This is a genomic window from Alteromonas sp. H02 (genome assembly GCF_059682525.1).
The window spans coordinates 2305371-2325177 of the sequence record NZ_CM185021.1 but is presented as its reverse complement, the minus strand read 5'-3'; the positions used below and the strand labels follow the sequence as shown (position 1 = coordinate 2325177).

The following is a 19807-nucleotide window of genomic DNA, read 5'->3' as shown; positions in this document are numbered from 1 at the left end:
GCTTTTCACTGATAAGGGCTGCGGGGAGTCTAGAGTGGTTCCCGGTCACCGGGTCGCACAACACCCTTTGGTCGCTGCCGGCGACTCCGGCAACCATCTATAAACAGCCTTATGCACTAACACTATAAAGTAAGCAAAAACCTATATCTGAAAGAACTATTTAATGAAATAATTCTTACTACCAGGCATCTTAAGCAGGCTTATTAGCCAGCACTTTATCAATATCTGCAGCCTCATGGCGCTCCCGAAGTTGTTCCCACTCCTCGCCAAAGGTGCGATTCACTATCCGGCCTCGCTGCACTGCCTCCCGAGACTGAACCTGCCCCGCCCAGCGCCTTACATGAGTATACGTGTGAACCTGCAGAAACTCGGCGGCGTTATACAGATTGCCCAGGGCTAAACTGCCATACCATGGCCAGATAGCCATATCAGCTACCGTGTATTCATCGCCCGCCATATAGGTATTCTGCGCCAGATGCTTATCCAGCACATCCAACTGACGTTTCGCTTCCATGGCAAAGCGATTAATCGGGTATTCCTGTTTTTCATCAGCATAGGCATAAAAATGGCCAAAGCCGCCACCTAAAAACGGTGCGGAGCCCTGTGCCCAGAACAACCAGTTAAGGGTTTGGGTTCTGGCGAAACCTTTTGCGGGCAGAAACTGACCAAACTTCTCCGCAAGATAAACCAAAATAGACGCTGATTCGAACACGTTCACGTCTTGATCGCCTGATTTATCAACTAACGCCGGGATTTTAGAATTCGGATTCACCGCCACAAACCCCGATGAGAACTGATCGGAGTCACCGATGTTAATCAGGAACGCATCATACTCTGCGGCTGAAACACCTGCGGCAAGCAACTCTTCCAGCATAATGGTGACCTTCTGACCATTTGGCGTACCCAGCGAATAAAGCTGCAGTGGATGCTCGCCTACCGGCAGTTCTCGCTCAAAACGGGCACCGGATTCCGGGCTGTTGATGTTCGCCCACTTATTGCCACCGGCAGCGTCATTTACCCAGACCTTAGGCGGGACATATTGTTCACTCATAACGTCTCCTGAAAATTTACATTAAATTCGAAGTGGCAACGCCCTGACTAACCAGTGCCAACGCTAAATTACCAGCTGATGACAATCTTACCGCTGGTATTGTTGTTCAGCACCTGCTGATGGGCTTGTTCGACTTCATTCACTGTATAGACCGTATCAACCGGTACTTTTAATTCACCATTGCTAAACGCGGGTAAACAATCCTGGCGAAAGGCCTCTGTCAGCCGGGCTTTATAGTCATTGTCGCGATTACGCAGTGTGGTGCCGCGCACACTGGCTCGTTTACCCAGCAACAGCGCCATATCAAGTTTGTCGGCAAAGCGTCCGGCCATCATGGCCAGGTACACTATCGAGCCGTCGGTAGCGAGCACTTTAAGATTACGGTTCAGGTAATCGCCAGCCACCATGTCCAGCACCATATTAACCCCCTCTGGCCAGTGCGATTTGAGCTCAGCCACAAAATCCTGCTGCTTATAGTTCACCAGTAATTCGGCCCCGGCCGCTTCACAAACGGCCAGTTTTTGGGCTGATGAGGCCGTGGTCGCCGTGCTGATGTCCCATAACTTACACAGTTGCAGAGCAGCCAGTCCTACCCCGCTGGCGCCCGCGTGGATCAACGCTTTCTGGCTATTATCTATCTGACCAACCCAGCGCAGGGCCTGGTAAGCGGTTAAGAACACTTCACTTAAGCCGGCCGCTTCGGCATCGGATAGCTCGTCAGGTACGGCCATCAGGTGACTGGCTTCAATCGCCACATATTCAGCGTAACCGCCACCTGAAACAATGGCGCAAACCCGCTGCCCGGGCTGCCAGTCGGTCACCGCCTCGCCAACTGACTCAATAACCCCGCTTACCTCCAGCCCTAAAGTCGGGCTCTCGCCTTTGGGCGGCGGATAATGCCCGGCGCGCTGCAGTAAATCGGCGCGATTAACCGCAAACGCGGCGACTTTAACCAGCACCTGAGTCGTTGTAGGAACAGGTAACTCGGCGGTTTGCAGTGACAAACCCGACTCCATGTTACCTTCGGTATGTTGAATAAATTGCATGAAAACACTCATTGTTGATAAATATCCGGCTGCCAGATTTGCATTAACGGACTGGCGTCTTGCACCGGTGAAAAGCCGTATTTTGTGTATAAACCATGGGCGTCTTTGGTGGCCAGCATAAAGCGTCTGAGCCCTTGTAAATCAGGATGGGCAACTACCGCATCGAGTATTTCACGGCTCACGCCGCGACCGCGCCATTCAGGCAACACAAACACATCAGACAAATAACCAAAAGTGGCTTTGTCGGTGACCATTCGGGCAAACCCGATAGTATTTTGCTGCGCATCAAGCGCCGCGAAACACAGCGAATTTTGCAGTGCTTTTTGTAAAGTAGCCACGGGGATGTTTTTCGCCCAGTAACTGTTACGAATAAACTCATGAATGGTTTGAAAATCCATTTCATGCAAATGATTGGTAATAACAACGGCAGAAGACATGGCCAGTCCTGTGGCAAATAAACCGGGCCGTGCAGTAAACGGCAATAACCAGTATACTGCGCGCCGGTCGAACTTAAGAAGAATGTCAGAGTATGCCTGCTACCGTTATATTACAAGAAGGTCGCGAGAAATCGCTTAAACGTCATCACCCCTGGGTATTCGATGGTGCAGTGGCAACTGTAAAAGGTCGCTGCCGCAGCGGTGATACGGTGGACGTAGTGGCCGCTGATGGCTCATGGTTAGGCCGTGGTGCTTATTCTCCATCTTCACAAATACGCGTGCGTATCTGGACATTCAATCAGCAGGAAGTCATCGATAACGCGTTTTTTCTGCGCCGTATCGAGCAGGCCTGGCAGCTCCGCCAGCGCCTGATGCAGCAGGCAAATACCAATGCCTGTCGGCTGATTGCTGCCGAGTCCGATGGGTTACCGGGCGTAACTATCGATTTGTATAGCAACCTGGCAGTGCTGCAATTGCTTAGTGCTGGTGCCGATAAACATCGCAGTAAGATTGTCTGGGCGCTACAAAAGTTACTGCCTGACGTGGCTATTATGGAGCGCAGTGATGTGGATGTCAGAACGAAAGAAGGACTCGAGCCGCTGATCCAGCCCCTGCATGGCGACATCCCTGAAGAAGTAGAAATCGTTGAACACGGCGTAAAAATTCTGGTTAACCCGCATACCGGTCATAAAACCGGCTTTTATCTCGACCAGCGCGAAAACCGTTTAGCCGCCAGCCGCTACTCGGAGCAGGCCAGCGTGCTGAATTGTTTTAGTTATACCGGCACCTTTGCCTGTTACGCCCTGAATGGCGGTGCCTCTCATGTGACTAACGTTGACGTGTCGCAACCAGCACTGGATATGGCCAGCCGCCATATCGAGCTCAATGGCTTTGCCCCTGAGCAGTGCAGCCAGGTAAAAGGCGATGTTTTTGAGGTGCTGCGCAATTACCATAATCAGCAACAGCAATTTGATATGGTGATCCTCGACCCACCCAAGTTTGTCGACAGTAAAGCGTCGCTTAAACGGGCCTGCCGCGGCTACAAGGACATCAACATGTATGGCATTCACGCGGTTAAACCCGGCGGTATTTTGCTGACCTTCAGCTGTTCGGGCTTAATGGAGCAGTCGCTGTTTCAGAAAATTGTTGCAGATGCGGCACTGGATGCCGGTCGACGAGTGCAGATACTGGAACATTTGTCGCAGGCGCCTGACCATCCGGTTGGTTTGAATTACCCGGAAGGCTATTACCTGAAAGGGTTAGTTTGTGTGGTTTTATAGCAGGTAAGCGATAAAAGTAGCATAGGAAACCCAGCGCTGCCCGTCAGAGGTAGCGCTTAACCAGATCACCGTAACTTATTTCATCTCAGAGATTTCAACACCCACAATACAACTGCTATCAGACTCTGGTACGCAACGCACCACTTTGGCCACCGCTGATAACGACGGTATTTGTGAACTGGTTGAATCGATGCTAACGCTCACCTGAGTGCCGACTTCAATTGACGGCTCATCAACTTCCAACGACATACCGGTTGCGCTGATATCCTTGCACACCGCCTGAAGTGTCCGGCTCGACTCATCATCGATTATTTGTAACTGACACGGAGAGTTAACCATCATCCTGAAAAAGTTGCGTTTATCATCGTATCCTAACATCTACTTACTTCTCCTCTCACCTCAACTGCAAATGGAAAGGCAAATTGCCTTACTACTAACAAGTTTATAGGGTGACATCCGTGAGTTGTCAATGTAATTTCAGGCCAGCCTCAGGGGTTAAGTTTAAAATAACGTTATTTGTTGGTTTTGAAGTCTCAGCGCTAATAGGCTTCCAGGACGCTTAACACCCGTTTTGCTGAAATTGGATAAGCCGTACCCAATTGCTGAGCGAATAACGAGACCCTAAGCTCCTCAATCATCCAGCGCACTTGTGCCAGTTCAGCAGGCACTTTATCGGCATGGTATTTATTAAGTACCGCCGCATAGGCCTGCTCTACCTTATCCAGCGTAATTTGTTGCAAGCGATCACGATTCGGGTCGACTGGCAGCTTTTCCAGCCGGCGCGCCAATGCCTTTATGTAGCGGTTCCAATCAGCCAGACGGGCAAAGCCCACCTCGGCCACAAAGCCCGGGTACACCAGCATCCCCAAATGCTGTTTGATGTGGTTAAGGCCTGCCACCATATCCAGTGATACTTTACCTTTCATTTTCTTTTGGCACTGATGAGCCAGCGTAAGACCGGTTTCTACCTGCTGGGCAATGGCCAGCACCGACTCATTGATATTGGCCCGCACATGGTCGAGGCACCGGTCGAAGCTTTCTTTATCGCGAATAACCAGCTCGTGCTGTGCCTGAAATTCGTGGCTGAGCGCGTCGATACCAGCCAGAATGCAGTCGTCAATAAGGGCTTTAATCTGACCAAAGGGGTTAAAGTACAACCCCAGTTTGGCTTTGTTTGGCAGCTTCTGCTCCAGATAATTCACCGGCGAGGGCATGCCCAGCATCAGTAAACGATTAAGCCCCTGCTGATGCAACGTATTGGCTTTTTCCTGCTCGGCAATCAGTTCAATATCGACCCGGCCATTGTGATTAACCAGCGCAGGAAAGGCCTGAACCTCAAAGCCGCCGTGCTTCTGGGTAAAGCTGGCTGGCAGCGTATCGAAATCCCAGTTGGTGATATCCTTACGCTCAAGCTCCGGTGTAGCAGCCTGTTCAAAGGTTTCTTTTACCCGTCCCTGCAGGCGGTCTTTTAAGGCTTGCAAATCATCGCCGCGACCAAGTACCTTGTTATCAGCATCCACCACCGCAAAATGCATTATCAGGTGTTTGTCCAGTTGCTCCGGCTGCCAGTCTTCTTGCTCTACCCTCACCCCGGTCATTCTTAGCAACTTGGTACTCAGTGCTTCAAGCAGCTTAATCGGCTTACCGGTTTTGTCTTCCTGCATGCGCATATCGGCCAGTGCCGCCTGCGCGTAATTCGGTGCAGGCACAAAGTTACGCCGCAGGCGTTTCGGCAGGCTTTTTATCAACTGGACCACCCGCTCTTCACGCAGGCCCGGAACCTGCCAGTCAAAGCCGTCTTCCACCACCTGATTAAGCAGCGGTAAAGGGATGCTTACCGTCACGCCATCGTCGTCGGCGTTAGGCTCAAAATGATAGCTCAGCGGCAGGGTAATATTGCCCTGCTGCCAAACGTCCGGAAACGCATTAGCCGCCGAGGTGCCGGGTTGCTCGCGAAACACATCCTGCTCGGTCAGGCGCAAAAAGTCGGTAGAGGACTGCCCTTTTAACCACTTTTTAAAGGCGGCGTCGTTATTCACTTCAAGGGGCAGTTTATCGGCGTAAAAATCCACCAGGATTTGTTCGTCGACCATAAGATCCCGACGCCGGGTTTTCTGCTCCCAGCCATCGGCCAGTTCCAGCAACGCCTGATTGTCTTCTAAAAAGGCATAACGCAGCTTCGTTTCGCCGTTAACCAGTGCCTCACGGATAAACAGCTGATGACAGGTAGCCGGATCTATCTGGCTGTAGGTCACATAACGCTGCGCCACGATCGGCAGGCCAAATAAGGTCACGCGCTCGCTGGCTGTCACTGCGCCGCGTTTTTTCGACCAGTGCGGTTCAGCGTAATTGCGTTTTACCAAATGCCCGCCCAGCGATTCCAGCCATTGCGGTTCAATTTTGGCCACCATGCGGCCAAACAGTTTGGAGGTTTCTACAAGCTCGGCTGCCACAATCCATTTGGGATTGGCTTTGGCCAGCCCTGAGCCGGGAAAGATCATAAATTTGGTATTGCGCGCACCAAGGTACTCGCGGTCTTTGTCTTTCATGCCCACATGGGATAACAAACCGCTACACAATGCCTGATGGATGGCCTGATAATCCGCCGCCTGACTGGTAATTCTCAAATCGATTTCAGCCACAGACTTACGCAACTGACTAACGATGTCCTGCCACTCGCGCATGCGCAGGTAGTTGATAAAATGGCCATGGCACCATTTACGCAACTGGCTGTTCGATAGGGCTTTTTGTTGCTCCCTAAAGGCCAACCATAAATTCCACAGGGCAATAAAATCAGAGTCTTTATCGGCAAATTCACTGTGCGCCTCATCGGCCTGTGCCCGTTTATCCTGCGGACGCTCACGGGGATCCTGAATGGATAACCCGGCCGCAATCACCATTACTTCCATCAGCGCGTTAAACTCGCCGGCCGCCACCACCATACGGGCATAGCGCGGATCGACCGGTAAGCGGGATATCTGCCGGCCCAGTTTGGTTAACGTAACCCGACCTTTTTTACGGGTAATGGCTTCAATTTCTTCCAGCAAACGAAACCCATCGTTAATCTGACGACTGTCCGGCGGCTGCACAAAATCAAACTGGTTAATGTCGCCTAAGCCCAGACTGGCCATTTGCAGAATAACCGAGGCCAGGTTGGTACGCAGAATTTCAGGGTCTGTAAATGCCGGCCGGTTGTCGTAATCCTGCTCTGAATACAGACGAATACAGATACCTTCGGAAACCCGGCCGCATCGACCGGCACGCTGATTTGCTGAGGCCTGGGATATCGGCTCAATGGGCAGGCGCTGTACTTTACTGCGTGCACTGTAGCGGGAAATACGCGCGGTGCCCGGGTCGATAACATATTTGATGCCCGGCACGGTTAGTGAGGTTTCCGCAACGTTGGTCGACAGTACAATGCGTCGACCGCTGTGCGACTGAAAGATCCGCTGTTGCTCAGAGGCCGACAATCTTGCATACAGCGGAATAATTTCGGTGTGGCGATACTGGCGGCGACTCAGCGCATCCTGGGTATCGCGAATTTCACGCTCACCGCTTAAAAAGACCAGAATATCACCGGGCGGTTCACGCATCAGCTCGTTCACCGCAAGGATGATCCGCTCCACCTGGTCGGCATCGTCTTCGGCGTCCTGGGGATCATGATAACGAATTTCCACCGGGAAGGTTCTGCCGCTCACTTCAATAATTGGCGCATCATTGAAATAGCGCGAGAAACGCTCAGGATCGATGGTCGCCGAGGTTATGATAACCTTTAGTTCCGGGCGCTTAGCCAGCAATTGCTTAAGGTAACCAATCAGAAAATCGATGTTCAGGCTACGCTCGTGGGCCTCATCGATAATGATGGTGTCGTATTGATTCAGGAAACGGTCCTGCTGCATTTCGGCCAGCAACATACCGTCGGTCATCAGTTTTACCAGACTGTTGTCGCTGACCTGATCAGAAAAGCGAATTTTAAAACCGACTAAATCACCAATAGTGGTGTTGAGTTCATCGGCAATCCGGTTGGCCACGCTGCGGGCGGCCAGTCGCCGTGGCTGGGTGTGCGCAATGGTACCGGCCACGCCCCGGCCAAGTTCCAGACAAATTTTCGGGATCTGAGTGGTTTTACCGGAGCCCGTCTCACCGGCGATAATGACGACCTGATTGTCGGCAATAGCTTGTTTGATGTCATCCTTTCTGTCACTGACCGGCAGTGGCGGATAATCGATATCCGGAATAGACGCCTGGCGCGCCGAGCACTTTTCCACCGACGCATTAATACGCTCGATGATTTTTGCCAGTTGCTGCTGATTACCCTCATTGGTGAGATCGGCCTTACCCAGTTTTTGTAACTGGCGGCGTAGAGGAAACCTGTCTTTAATAAGACATTGCGGCAATTGACTGAGTAACGCACCGATCGGCGAAGACTTTGACATAAAAGCAGATAACATCCGGAAACTAAAAAACGCAGCGATCCTAGAAGAACCGCAACCATTTTTCCAGTCTCAATATCCTGAATGCCAGTGTGCTGGTCTTTTATCAGGCCAGCATCACTGTATAAATCAGGCGTTATCGGCCGTATCAGGCGGTTTTGGGGTATTCCGCGTGTAAGTGTTTATCGATAGCAAACAGTATTTGACTGCGGGTAATGCAGCCGACCAGCTTGTTATCGCTATTGACCACCGGATACACCTTGGGTTTTTCTACCAGCAGCTTTTCTGCCACTTCCAGAATCGACATGTCATCACGCACCGTCAGTACCGGCGTTTTCATGATTTCACCTACGCGACAGACCTGCTCACGGTAATAGGTCGATTCCACCATGGCTTTAATGCAGTCCTGTTCGGATAAAAAACCACACAACTCCCCTGCGTTATCCAGCACAGGGCCACCGGACTGGTTGTTTTGCAATAACTTTTCTACCGCTTCAGCCACCGGCATGGACTCAGTGAGCTTAACCGGATGCTGACTCATGTATTTACCTACCAGTAACGATTCCATAGAGTAAGCGATCAATATAGACCCGGATCACCCCATTTTATCTAAATCGCTCGTCAATTTTTTGTCCGCGAATTTCTCTTTCCAGACTCTTGGCGTCAGGTCGAGTACGTCTTTGGCCGGGTGCAGTGCTACACGCTGCAATACATCCACGAGGTAATGGTAGGGATTCACGCTTTGCAGGCGACACGTCACCATCAGGCTTTGCAGTATGCCCAGTTGTTCAGCACCAAGTTCGGACCAACAGAACAAATAGTTTTTTCTGCCCATGGGGATTACCCGCAGTGCCCGCTCAAGATGATTGGTGTCCATGGGTAACGCGGGGTTACTCAGGAACACCTTGAGTTGGCTCTCTCGCTCAGCGGTGTAATGAAGCGCCTTGGCGAAGGGGGATTTGGGTAGTAAATCAGTGCGCTGGCGTTGTTGGTAGACCCACCGGAAGAAGTCAGTCACGAGTGGTTCGCTGTGTTGTTGGCGGTAGGTATGGATATCGGCCAGGTCTGATTGCTTATCCCGGATGTGTTTTTCATGCCGGTAGAGTGTGGCGATAATATCCAATGCCTGTTGTGCGGTGTGCGGCTCACTGTCGAGGGCTTTTTCAAAGCCTCTGCGCATGTGTACCCAACAGGCAGCGTGCACTATCTTTTGTTCGTGTTGGTTTATCTGCTCAACCGTTTTGGTGTAAGCGGCATAGCCGTCGGTCAGCAAGGTACCGGTAAAGTCCTGCAACTGTGCTTTGGCGTGCAACATGCCCCGGCTGTGACTCCAGGTAAACGCCACCTCATCACTGTCACCGTACATCGGCCAGAAGTAGGTTTGTTTCATTTGCCCCGGTTTTCGGCCAGCCCCTTTGGTACGCCCGGCTTTAATGGGCACTTCATCCATCATCAGGATTTTGCTTTGCAGAATGTGCTGCCACTGGGCCTTGGCGATGGGCCGAAGCAGCTCAATGCCTTGTTGTATCCAGTTGATTAAGGTAGCCCGGCTAAGGGTGATACCGCTATCAAGCATGCGTTGATGTTGGCGGTGAAGCGGTAAGTGATATACCGCTTTATCCACCATCAGCCCAGCGAGTAGTGAGACATCGCAGTAACAGCCTTCCAGTACATTGATGGGGGCTGGGGTATCCTTAAGGGTTTGCGTGGTTTTATGACGCACGACCTGACGACGATACACCAGTACCACATAACTGCCGGGCTGTTGTGCTAAGCGACGGGTTTCTTTGATATCCACGACATCATACTGGTCGGCATCCGCCCCCTGTAACTCAGGCGCAGGCACATCAATAATCAGCTGAGGCACCGTCTCATCAAAACGCAGGCCTTCATCATTCACATCCGAGTCGCGACGTTGCTTTTGTGAGGAACGGGTATGGGCCTTCACCGGTTTGGTGTCTGCCGGTAAGGCGTGTGTCTCACCCTCATCAAACAAACTGCTCTGCGCCGGATTATCCACTAACACCTTTTCAGACTTACGCCCGAACAACTGGCGTTTAAGCCAGTCCAGTTGATGCTTGAGTTGCGCAATCTCCTCAGCTTGATGAGCAAAGGCAGCCTCAATTTCAGACGGTGAAAGGTGACTAATAGAATGTGTTTTCATGGCGTAAATTATAACAAAATCAGTCAATTAAATCGCCTGTTTTGTTTGTCTTTTTGCCAGTAAATGCCATCAATCAAACACTGTAACTGAGCACTGTTTAATGGTGTTTTTGCTGTACCGTCAGTGACTTTGGCGAAGGTGCCTTTTTCTAACCGTTTACTCCACAAACAATAACCGCCCTGGTAGTAATACAACACCTTTAGCTGGGTGCGGCGCTTATTGATAAACACAAACCAGTCACCACAATGCGCCTGCATCCCCAGTTTGCCCTGTACCAGTGCCGCCAGCCCATCAAACTGTTTGCGCATATCGGTATTACCGGTATACAGCCAAATACGCCCATTGGATAAGGGTAACATCAGGCAGCCCGGTTCATCCGCAGCACCACACCACCAGGTAAGGCCAGCTCTATCTCCCACGCTGCGCCCGGCTCTTTGTCTACACTTGCTGGCATATCAAAGGCAAGCCAATTATCCGTCTGCGTGAGCGATTGGCTATCATCGCTCAGTTTTTTACGCCACAGATAGAAGTTTGATACCGTTAAATCATATTGCGCACAAAATTTACTGACCGATAGTTCGCTTGCTGCTTGCTTATCAACCAATACCTGCCATTGCTCGCGTGTACGTCTTTTTGTTGCCATCGATTAAGTCTCCGTGAGTAAAATCTACGGGGACTATTTTACGGGGTAGCTCCGCCGGGAAAAGACGGTCTAAATTGATCGCTTACTCCATAGATCCTCCTTTGCCACGATTAAACCTTACGCTCTGCTGTGGCATGATTGTTATTATCAAGAGGGTGATAGCGCATACTACAGCTATATAACGGGGCATTGTTGCCCGGCTATTAAGACAGCCTCTGGGGCGTCTTGCCCTGTAATAAGCCTAGTTCAGAATGCGATGGAATGTTAACTTTTTCTTAACACTACTTTGGTCGTAATAAGGGGGTAATTTAGGAGGAGGAAAGGTAATTTTAGCAGGCTGTCTGAACGCAGAAACCCTATTTACATCACCTTTTAAAGCATTCCGGACATTAACAGGTATCAATGTCCGGTATCAGTTTTACTCAACCCATTCTTTATAGATGCCAACTTTCACTTTGCCGTCAGTATCGATTTGCGCCCGGTACATACCGGCAGAATTAAACACCGCGGCAATGTTGCCATCGTGGTCAATGGCGATAATACCGCCATCGCCGCCGGCTTCGACCAGCACATCGTTAATTACTGTATTGGCCGCCTCATCAAGGCTGACGCCGGTATACTTCATCCGTGAGCAAATATCTGCAGCAACATGGTAGCGAATAAAATACTCACCGTGACCGGTGGCTGATACCGCGCAACTGCTATTATCGGCCCAGGTACCTGCACCAATGACCGGCGAGTCACCAATGCGGCCATAACGCTTGGCTGTCATGCCGCCGGTTGAGGTTAATTACATAACGCTAAATATTCGATGACTTTGAAAACATGTTTTACTCTAAAACGTAATTTAAGAGCTTATTTCAACCTACCTTCAGTTTGCTGAGAGAAACTCCCTCGCACTATATTCCCAAGCTTTAGTAAATCCCTTCAAAGATATTGTACCCACTTGATTTTTAACTTTTATTTTCAGAACATTTCCCTTTTTCATTTCTTTAATTAGTTGGGGATTGAGTATCAAAGTCTCGCAGGTATGCCCAATTTTAGGGAATTGCAACGACTTTCCCTCATCAATTTTATACTTAGTTTGCTCGTAGTCACATTCAGGCCAAGCCCCAGAAAAAAAGCTTATGTATATACTTACTTCAGCATGTATTCCGGTGGAGAGTTGTTTAAATCTGCTAATTGTAAATCTTCCTAACTTCTCTGAACCATCCTCTTCGAAGACATTTCCAGTCATTATAGGTCGTTTTTCATTTTCAAAATCATCTGTAATAACAACAGCTTCCCAATCTCCAAACTCTAAAGTTGGACCCCATATAGCTTCTGCTAAAGCTAGTGGACTAAAGCAAAAAAATAGCAGAATTAGTTTCATTTTTAGCATTGAATTTCCTTTTCATTACATTAAGACATTGAGAATACAGTACTTTGATCAGATGTTAATTTAACATTTAATTGAAAACTCACAAGGGGGGGAGGTAGAAAGGTCCTCCCTTCTGTGACGATTGCGTCGTCCCATGCCGCTGAAAAAAAACGTTTTAATCGTTTTCTCATTTTTTCAGTACATTTCATTAACAAACGCTAGGGACTATTTGAGGCTGATAACGGGTGGATGCGACTTAGTTTTTTTAGTGGTGATGGGTACACCTGAGAATCCCCAAAGTGTACCACATCATCTAGCATAGCGTTTTAGATAGGGTCAATCTTATCAAGGCTCGTAACGTCGTCATCTGTAACCAGATTACTAAAACAAGCATCACAGCGCGTCCATAAGTCCACTTCAGGGTAATGAGCTTCATGACTACAATCAGAACACTTGTAGACGCCCTCATAGCCTCTAACTGTCAATAGACCGTCAAGGGTAGCTACTACATTTAAGCCCTTCTCTGTGATCGTTACAAGTCCACCAGCGTTACCTTGTTGTATATCCTGTGTGTTCATTTGTTTATGCTCCTTTAGCTGCTGTTACTGCCATTGCTTTGACCTCTGCGTCTGCTGGGTGGTCTCCCTCGTTGGTGATGAGTTCCCATGTAGGTTTAAACTCCTCATTCCACTTATCAAGCTCCTGCCATAGCTCAGCATTCTTAACGGGTTTCTTGTTGGCTCCCTTCCAATTCTTAGCCTTCCATCCTGCTAACCATGTGTTGATACCTTGGTTGATGTAATTGCTTGAGGTGTAGACGGTAATAGGTCTATCTGCTAACTGCCTTTCATTAATGCGTCTGAAAGCCTCTACAACTGCTGTAAGCTCCATTGTTTGTTGTGTGGTAGCTGATGCACTCCCTTTAAGTCCTGAGCGTTGTAGGTCGTTCTCATTGTCTCTACGGGTCATTAAGAAAGCCCACCCACCTTTTTTAGTCTGTGAGACCCAAGAACTGTGGAAATAAACACGTAGTGTATTGTCTGTTGGTTGTGTCATTACTACTCCTTATGACATAGGGATAAATGCGCCCTAAGAGGTTCAGAGCGCCTTAAAGTTGTTTGGTTAGGGGAACTGTTACTATTTAGCTTGTTTCTTTGCTGTAGCGTACAGGCGCTTTACAGTGGCTTCTGAGACGCCTAATTGCTTAGCTGTGACTGATATTGATAGACCGCTTTTACGTAGCTCTGCAACCTTCTCAGGGGATGCTTTGGTGGGTCTTCCAATCGTTTTGCCTTCTGCTCTGGCTCTGGCTTGAGCCTCAAGGGTGCGCTCTCTGATACGATCTTTCTCAAAGGCTGCAAAGGCTGCGAAAATCTTCAACATTAATCTGTTTTCAGGGGTAACTAGCTCATCAAATGGTAAATCCAATATGCGAACATTGATACCCTTCTCAAGGAGCAAATCAATAGTCTGCTGCACGTCAATGTTATCTCTTCCTAAGCGGTCTAGCTTAAGGACTACAAGCGTATCTCCCTTTATCAGCTTATTTTCAACCATATTTCTGAAGCCTTTACGCTCCATTGCACATACAGCACCTGATACGGTCTCTGCAATAACAAAGTCCTCATTGATCTCATACCCCTTATTCTTAAAAGCTTGTACTTGGTTAGCTGTGGTCTGGTCTGAGGTCGATACGCGGCAATAAAAATATGTACGTTGACTCACAATGTATCTCTATGGATGAAAAGTGGGGGTATTTTATGAGCCTAGCCAATAAGTGTCAATACACTACTTTTGATACATGATAAAGCTAGCTCAAAGTAACTGGCTCATATATGAAGCTTTTGAGCTACCCTTGAGACTCCTTTACCGGTGGCTTATCAGAAGTTATCGTAATCATCAGGGTCAAGGTTAATGTCATAGTCCACATAGTTAGGGTTCTCACCCCAGAATAGCTCTGCACCTCGTTTAAGCTTGTCAGGCTCCTTTGCTTTCTTTACTGCTTTAAGGATGGTCTGTAGTAGTGCTTTATCAGCCTCGCATAGTTGCCCTTGTGTCTCTATCTCTGGGTCTGTATAGGTAGCTTTCTTTAACTCATTCCTAGCTTGCTTGAGGATTGGAAAGCCTGTGACCATGCTTTTAGCTACATGGCTTCTCTGTTCAAAGTAACCAGCTTCAATGAAAGCCTTTCTGTCTCTGCGCCAGTTAGTAACAGTATTGGGAGTGACGCCAATCTCTTTCGCTGTGTTTTTGGTACTAATGTCAGGTTGCTGTTGCATCAACACTAAGAACTTTTGCCATTGTATTTCTGTTTCTTGGCTTGCAGTGAGAGGCTTAGTTGTATTCTCAGCATTGATTGATAAGGCTTTCTCTACTGTCACCTCCTCAAGTACTTTGACTCTGATCTGTTTGAATCTTTTCGTTCTCTTATTGACCTCCTTGTAGGCTGCAAACCTATGGAAACCATCAACAATTATGTACTTGCCTTCGTTATTAGGATCATAGGTGACCTCAATTGTTTCAAGTTTCCCCTCTGGGTTATCCATGAGGCTTTTCACTAATTTCTTTATGTGTGATTTACTGCTTAGCCTCTCACTGATTGCCTCCCCATATGTGCCTGTCCTAGTGTCCCTGTTTTGGTAACGTTGGTCTGAGTCGTTAATGCTGGATAGTGATATGCGAGTATTTGCCAATGTAGAATGTCTCTCTGGGTGGTCAGGGCGGCAACTCTACACGGCCTTTTTAGTTAACACAAGGTGGGGAGGTAATGTGAAGCTCTAAAGATCCCCTCAAGGTCTTTAATAATGGGGCCTTGATGGCCTTTACGGGTTAATATTTAGTGTAGTCAAAAGTCAGTTTCTGACTACATTGTGACTATCCACTAAGAGACCCTTACGGCTTCTCCTTGTAACCTCGTAAGGGCATGGATACCAATAAGAATAATTAAATAAAGAATAACTCTTACGGAGCCTTTGGATCAGCGGACCTAAGGGTAATCAATCCTCGTGATGGTAATGGCATGGGGATTGTATATTTCCCTTTGCTGACTTTTGTTACTAGCTGTCCATCTTCTGTTCTTAGGGTTTTAATATCGCTTGGTTCCTTATAATGAATATCATCTGGACGAGGTTTATGGTTCATTGTAACAAAGCAATCTATAACGTAAGAATTCCCGTCATCACCCAATGCTTTGAAACTAAATTCAGGATTTGGTAATTCAGTTGAAAACATTTTTGCTCTCCTTGTTTTCCACATAAATCCAGTCTACATAAATGTACCTCAAAAGCTACCCTGAAGAATCTAAATCTTAGTTGTGTCAGTTTGCTTCGTTCAGGAAACTTTCGATGATAATTTAGGTTAACAATGATTAGACTCGCTTTGAACGATTAAATCATCAACCCATTTGTTTAATACGCTGGTGGCGAAATTATAAAATGTATTCAGATTCATTGGTAATTCATTCTGGCACCATGATCCACCGTACATTGACAGCCCTTTCATACTTACTTCTGCAAATACCTGTTTATCGTCTTTAATAGGTGGGAATAAAAGCAAGGCAGGGAAAGGTAAACCTGAATGTAGCGTTTTGGACCTATGACCGTACAGTGTACTTAGAACAGAGCCAATACCGGTTTTTGACCACTTCACTTGGTACTCTTCAATTGGACGAGTCTTTGGCTTTGGAGGCATGAAATTCTTACAAAACTTTATGAACTTGTTTGTTGAACCTAATAAATGACCAAATTCCTCAGCAACCCTATCAAAAACCTTTGGGCCTCCAGACTCAATTAAGAAACCTGAAAGGTCAGGTTTGAGTGAGCGTAACTTTTCTTGTGGGGTATCATCTTTTTTGAACCACTCATTTGCCGCAACTTCGACAGCAGAAATCAAGAATAACCATGCTGTTTGAGGGTCTGAATCTGCAAGCCACAAGGCCTCGTTATATAGTTTCGCAGCCCTGAGAAGTTCAACGTATTCACTCTCTTTTAAATTTTTCAGTAGAATCAACTTCGAGAGTAAAGATAAATCTTCACACTTTGTGACGTCTGGTATTACTGGACCGTACGCACCTATATTTACAGTTGGAGAATTTTTATAGTTTGGTGAAGGTTTACCGTCTAAGGGGTTGTCAGGTAAGGTCATTCGAGATTTAGACCCAGCTTTCAGTCGTATCCCTAAAAAGAGAGAAGTAATACACGTGATTTCATCTATATAATCACCACCATGGTAAGTTGAAACGTCAGTTTTCATATCTTTACGAATAAAAGCTGAGCCCCCTCTGGGTTCAGGTAAACAATCATATACACGCAATGTAAGAGCCTCGAAAACATCGCCACTCATTTTTATCTGCTGGTTAAAAAGATTAATAAACCTATATGGTGACTCAGGAGAGTCAAAATGCCCTTTTATATTCGCATCAGAATACAACGGGAATTCAAATATCACGTTTGGGCTTTGCCCTGAATCGAAAGCTTTAAGATTTTGAAGAGAACGAAGAGTATTTTTAGTATTTTTCAATGTTTTTCTTCCATGAATATCAATTAATCATAATCTACCTAGGGAAACTGCGAATAAGTCCTGCAATTTAGTTCTTGAACCAGCCTTTGCATTCGCCGCCTAATTTTTGAACGCTAAATTCTCAATTTAGGCCAATATACTACCTTTTTAGGCCTGATTTCGGCCTTATTCCGGGTTATTCCCGGATTTCAGACAGATCTTGGCTGTCGTCGTAACATTTGGTCTACTTTAAACAGGTTCGCCAAGGTGAATAGCATGGCTAACTGCGAGTCATTTTTCATCAGTCCTTTATAGCGTGCTTTGATAAAGCCAAACTGACATTTGATGATCCGAAACGGATGCTCTACTTTCGCCCGGATGCTGGCTTTTAAGTATTCGATGTTAATGGCCGTTTTGTTTTTGCGAGGATGCTTTTTCAGCGCCCGGACTTTTCCGGGGCGTTCGGCAATCAGCCATTCCACATTTGTATCTTTCAGCTCTTCGCGTTTTTCTGCGCCTTGATAACCAGCATCGCCGGAAGCGAATTCTTCTTCGCCGTGCAACAGGTTGTGCAACTGGTTCAGGTCATGTTCGTTGGCGGCGGTGGTCACCAGCGTATGAGTCAGACCACTCTTGGCATCCACACCAATATGGGCTTTCATGCCGAAGTGCCATTCATTGCCTTTCTTGGTCTGATGCATCTCCGGGTCACGTTCATTCTTTTTATTTTTAGTGGAGCTGGGCGCTTCAATAATCGTGGCATCCACCAGTGTACCCTGCGTCATCATCACACCGCAGTCCGACAGCCATTGGTTGACCGTTTTGAATAATTTGCGAGTCAGCTTGTGCTTTTCCAGCAAGTGCCGGAAGTTCATAATGGTAGTGCGGTCTGGAATGGCTTTATCCAATGACAGTTGCGCAAACTGGCGCATCGAAGCAATTTCATATAACGCATCTTCCATTGCCTCATCACCAAGGCTATACCATTGCTGCATACAGTGAATGCGAAACATGGTCTCAAGCGCATACGGACGTCTGCCATTGCCTGCTTTAGGATAAAAGGGTTCAATTACTTCCAGCAGTTGAGTCCACGGCAACAAGTTGTCCATCCGGGATAGGAAAATCTCTTTACGGGTCTGACGGCGCTTGCTGGAAAACTCACTATCGGCAAAAGTTAACTGTTGGCTCATGGGCGGTAATGGCTGTGATTTACTATGCAGCTATGATCTCACATCGGGGACTTATTCGCATCTTCCCTAATTTATTATCGTTGTGTCATTTACTCTACTGCCTATTGCCTGCAGGTACCAGAGTCATTCACCCTGCAAGACCGGGACTTCCTCCCGAACACGGATTTTCTGGCTTCTCCCCCGGTTAACCATGTTAGGATGTCGCTATAAAAGCAAAAGCGTTACGGATTAAACGACCTAAACCATGAGTACTACCAGTTCTGCAACTTTTCTCTGGCACGATTACGAAACCTGGGGAGTCAGCCCGCAAAAAGACCAGCCGAGTCAGTTCGCTGCCATCCGCACCGACCAGGATCTCAATGAGGTGGGCAAACCCATCAATATTATGTGTCGCATTAGCAACGATTACCTGCCCCATCCACAGGCGGCCCTGGTGACTAAACTGACACCACAACATACCCTGCGGGATGGTATGACAGAAGCAGACTTTGCCGCCGAGGTACATCAGGCCATGAGCGAACCCAATACCTGCGTGGTGGGCTACAACAGTATTCGCTTCGACGATGAAGTGAGTCGCTATATGTTTTATCGAAACTTTTACGATCCTTATGGCCGGGAATGGCAAAACGGCAATAGTCGCTGGGATATCATTGATCTGGTTCGTGCCTGTTACGCACTTCGCCCGGAAGGTATTGAGTGGCCGTTAAGAGAAGACGGCAGCCCGAGCTTTAGGCTGGAATTACTTACCGCAGCAAACGGTATCGACCATGGCCAGGCGCACGACGCCCTTGCCGATGTACGTGCCACCATTGCCCTGGCTCGTCTGATAAAGGAAAAACAACCGAAGTTATTCGACTATGCTTTTTCGTTACGCCAGAAAGCCCAGGTGGTTAAGCAGATAAACCTGCAGCAACTCACCCCACTGGTACATGTTTCATCGAAGATCCCTGCCAGCCAGGGCTGTTGCACGTGGATCCTGCCGGTTGCCCAGCATCCCACCAACCCCAACGCGATTATTTGCGTAGACTTAAGCAAAGATCCGCAAGCCATTTTAAGCGAGAACGCCGAAACCCTGCGGAGCCTGCTGTATGCGCGCCAGGAAAGCTTTGAGGACGGCCAGCAACGCCCGGGGATTAAGCTTATCCACATTAACCGTTCACCGTTTATTACCACCGCCAAAGCGCTGACCGAAGACAATGCCGATCGTCTGGGCCTTAACCGTGAGCAGTGCCTGGAAAATTACCAACGCCTGGCCGAAGACACCGCCTGGCGGGATACACTGGTTGAGCTTTACAATGAGCCCCATGAAGATAGCGAAGTCGATGCCGATCATGCTCTCTACAGCGGTGGCTTTTTAACTAACGAAGAGAAGCACTGGTGCGATGATGTGCGAGAGGCTCAGCCGGAGCAGCTCAGTGTCCTTGCCGAGCGCATGCAGAACCCCAAACTCAAAACCCTGCTGTTTCGTTATCGGGCCAGAAACTACCCACACACCCTGACGTTTGAGGAAAGCCAGCGTTGGCAGCAGCACCGCCAATTTAGATTGACAGCACCAGATTCTCCGGCCAGTATCACCATAGATGCTTACCTGCTGGAGCTGGAACAGCTGGCCATGCAACATGCAGAAAATCACGAGCACAAAGCGATATTAAAAGCGTTATACGATTACGCACAAAATTTGTAGTATTTGTGTAGGGTCAATCGCT

Annotated in this window: 18 protein-coding genes and 1 pseudogene; 2 read left to right on the top strand and 17 right to left on the bottom strand. The window is 48.1% G+C overall.

Annotated elements, in window-relative coordinates; genetic code table 11:
• Positions 1 to 190: 190 nt before the first annotated feature.
• The 3 genes from yghU to AC566Q_RS10735 all read right to left on the bottom strand — a co-directional run bounded on the left by yghU (position 191) and on the right by AC566Q_RS10735 (position 2534).
• Positions 191 to 1051, bottom strand: coding sequence for a glutathione-dependent disulfide-bond oxidoreductase (gene yghU, locus AC566Q_RS10745; RefSeq protein ID WP_499616541.1), 861 nt, complete (start codon positions 1049 to 1051; stop codon positions 191 to 193).
• Positions 1052 to 1119: 68 nt separating this feature from the next.
• Positions 1120 to 2097 carry an NAD(P)H-quinone oxidoreductase gene (locus tag AC566Q_RS10740; RefSeq protein WP_499616538.1) on the bottom strand — a complete coding sequence of 326 codons (978 nt, stop codon included), beginning with the start codon at positions 2095 to 2097 and terminating at the stop codon, positions 1120 to 1122.
• A gap of 8 nt (positions 2098 to 2105) precedes the next feature.
• Entirely contained in the window at positions 2106 to 2534 is a 429-nt protein-coding gene (locus tag AC566Q_RS10735) for a GNAT family N-acetyltransferase (protein WP_499616535.1), read from the bottom strand.
• Positions 2535 to 2626: 92 nt separating this feature from the next.
• Between AC566Q_RS10735 and AC566Q_RS10730 the strand changes: the two genes are divergently transcribed.
• The gene (locus AC566Q_RS10730; protein ID WP_499616532.1) at positions 2627 to 3814 is read left to right on the top strand and encodes a class I SAM-dependent rRNA methyltransferase; all 1188 of its coding nucleotides are present in this window, start codon (positions 2627 to 2629) and stop codon (positions 3812 to 3814) included.
• 75 nt (positions 3815 to 3889) lie between these two features.
• On the opposite strand, the gene AC566Q_RS10725 is transcribed toward AC566Q_RS10730, so the two are convergent.
• The 14 genes and pseudogenes from AC566Q_RS10725 to AC566Q_RS10660 form a co-directional block, all read right to left on the bottom strand.
• Entirely contained in the window at positions 3890 to 4192 is a 303-nt protein-coding gene (locus AC566Q_RS10725) for a PilZ domain-containing protein (RefSeq protein ID WP_105935860.1), read from the bottom strand.
• A gap of 161 nt (positions 4193 to 4353) precedes the next feature.
• Positions 4354 to 8250: an ATP-dependent RNA helicase HrpA gene (gene hrpA, locus AC566Q_RS10720; RefSeq protein WP_499616529.1), complete on the bottom strand. Its 3897-nt coding sequence runs from the start codon at positions 8248 to 8250 to the stop codon at positions 4354 to 4356.
• A gap of 145 nt (positions 8251 to 8395) precedes the next feature.
• Positions 8396 to 8815 (bottom strand): CBS domain-containing protein, encoded by a 420-nt coding sequence (locus AC566Q_RS10715; protein WP_499617458.1) that lies wholly within the window; start codon positions 8813 to 8815, stop codon positions 8396 to 8398.
• A 27-nt stretch (positions 8816 to 8842) separates the two neighbouring features.
• The gene (gene tnpC, locus AC566Q_RS10710; protein WP_499617455.1) at positions 8843 to 10411 is read right to left on the bottom strand and encodes an IS66 family transposase; all 1569 of its coding nucleotides are present in this window, start codon (positions 10409 to 10411) and stop codon (positions 8843 to 8845) included.
• Between the two features lie 23 nt (positions 10412 to 10434).
• The gene (gene tnpB, locus AC566Q_RS10705; RefSeq protein WP_126874057.1) at positions 10435 to 10770 is read right to left on the bottom strand and encodes an IS66 family insertion sequence element accessory protein TnpB; all 336 of its coding nucleotides are present in this window, start codon (positions 10768 to 10770) and stop codon (positions 10435 to 10437) included.
• Positions 10770 to 11054, bottom strand: coding sequence for an IS66 family insertion sequence element accessory protein TnpA (gene tnpA / locus AC566Q_RS10700; RefSeq protein WP_499607299.1), 285 nt, complete (start codon positions 11052 to 11054; stop codon positions 10770 to 10772). The genes tnpB and tnpA overlap by 1 nt, the downstream gene beginning before the upstream one ends.
• Before the next feature lie 418 nt (positions 11055 to 11472).
• Positions 11473 to 11841, bottom strand: a pseudogene (locus AC566Q_RS10695) (isoaspartyl peptidase/L-asparaginase); the annotation flags it as partial.
• Positions 11842 to 11925: 84 nt separating this feature from the next.
• Positions 11926 to 12435, bottom strand: a complete 510-nt coding sequence (locus AC566Q_RS10690) for an invasion associated locus B family protein (protein WP_499616526.1) — start codon at positions 12433 to 12435, stop codon at positions 11926 to 11928.
• A gap of 561 nt (positions 12436 to 12996) precedes the next feature.
• Positions 12997 to 13470 (bottom strand): RNase H family protein, encoded by a 474-nt coding sequence (locus tag AC566Q_RS10685; protein ID WP_499616524.1) that lies wholly within the window; start codon positions 13468 to 13470, stop codon positions 12997 to 12999.
• A gap of 81 nt (positions 13471 to 13551) precedes the next feature.
• Complete coding sequence (locus AC566Q_RS10680; protein WP_287008791.1) at positions 13552 to 14139, bottom strand: recombinase family protein; 588 nt, start codon at positions 14137 to 14139, stop codon at positions 13552 to 13554.
• Positions 14140 to 14294: 155 nt separating this feature from the next.
• The gene (locus AC566Q_RS10675; RefSeq protein WP_499616521.1) at positions 14295 to 14960 is read right to left on the bottom strand and encodes a hypothetical protein; all 666 of its coding nucleotides are present in this window, start codon (positions 14958 to 14960) and stop codon (positions 14295 to 14297) included.
• Between the two features lie 415 nt (positions 14961 to 15375).
• Positions 15376 to 15645 carry a hypothetical protein gene (locus AC566Q_RS10670; protein ID WP_287008792.1) on the bottom strand — a complete coding sequence of 90 codons (270 nt, stop codon included), beginning with the start codon at positions 15643 to 15645 and terminating at the stop codon, positions 15376 to 15378.
• Between the two features lie 126 nt (positions 15646 to 15771).
• Positions 15772 to 16932 carry a hypothetical protein gene (locus AC566Q_RS10665; protein WP_287008793.1) on the bottom strand — a complete coding sequence of 387 codons (1161 nt, stop codon included), beginning with the start codon at positions 16930 to 16932 and terminating at the stop codon, positions 15772 to 15774.
• Positions 16933 to 17120: 188 nt separating this feature from the next.
• The gene (locus AC566Q_RS10660) at positions 17121 to 18101 is read right to left on the bottom strand and encodes an IS5 family transposase (RefSeq protein ID WP_499606862.1); all 981 of its coding nucleotides are present in this window, start codon (positions 18099 to 18101) and stop codon (positions 17121 to 17123) included.
• Positions 18102 to 18345: 244 nt separating this feature from the next.
• Here AC566Q_RS10660 and sbcB point away from each other — a divergent pair, with 244 nt between their 5' ends.
• Positions 18346 to 19785, top strand: a complete 1440-nt coding sequence (sbcB, locus tag AC566Q_RS10655; protein WP_499616517.1) for an exodeoxyribonuclease I — start codon at positions 18346 to 18348, stop codon at positions 19783 to 19785.
• The last annotated feature ends 22 nt before the right edge of the window (positions 19786 to 19807 follow it).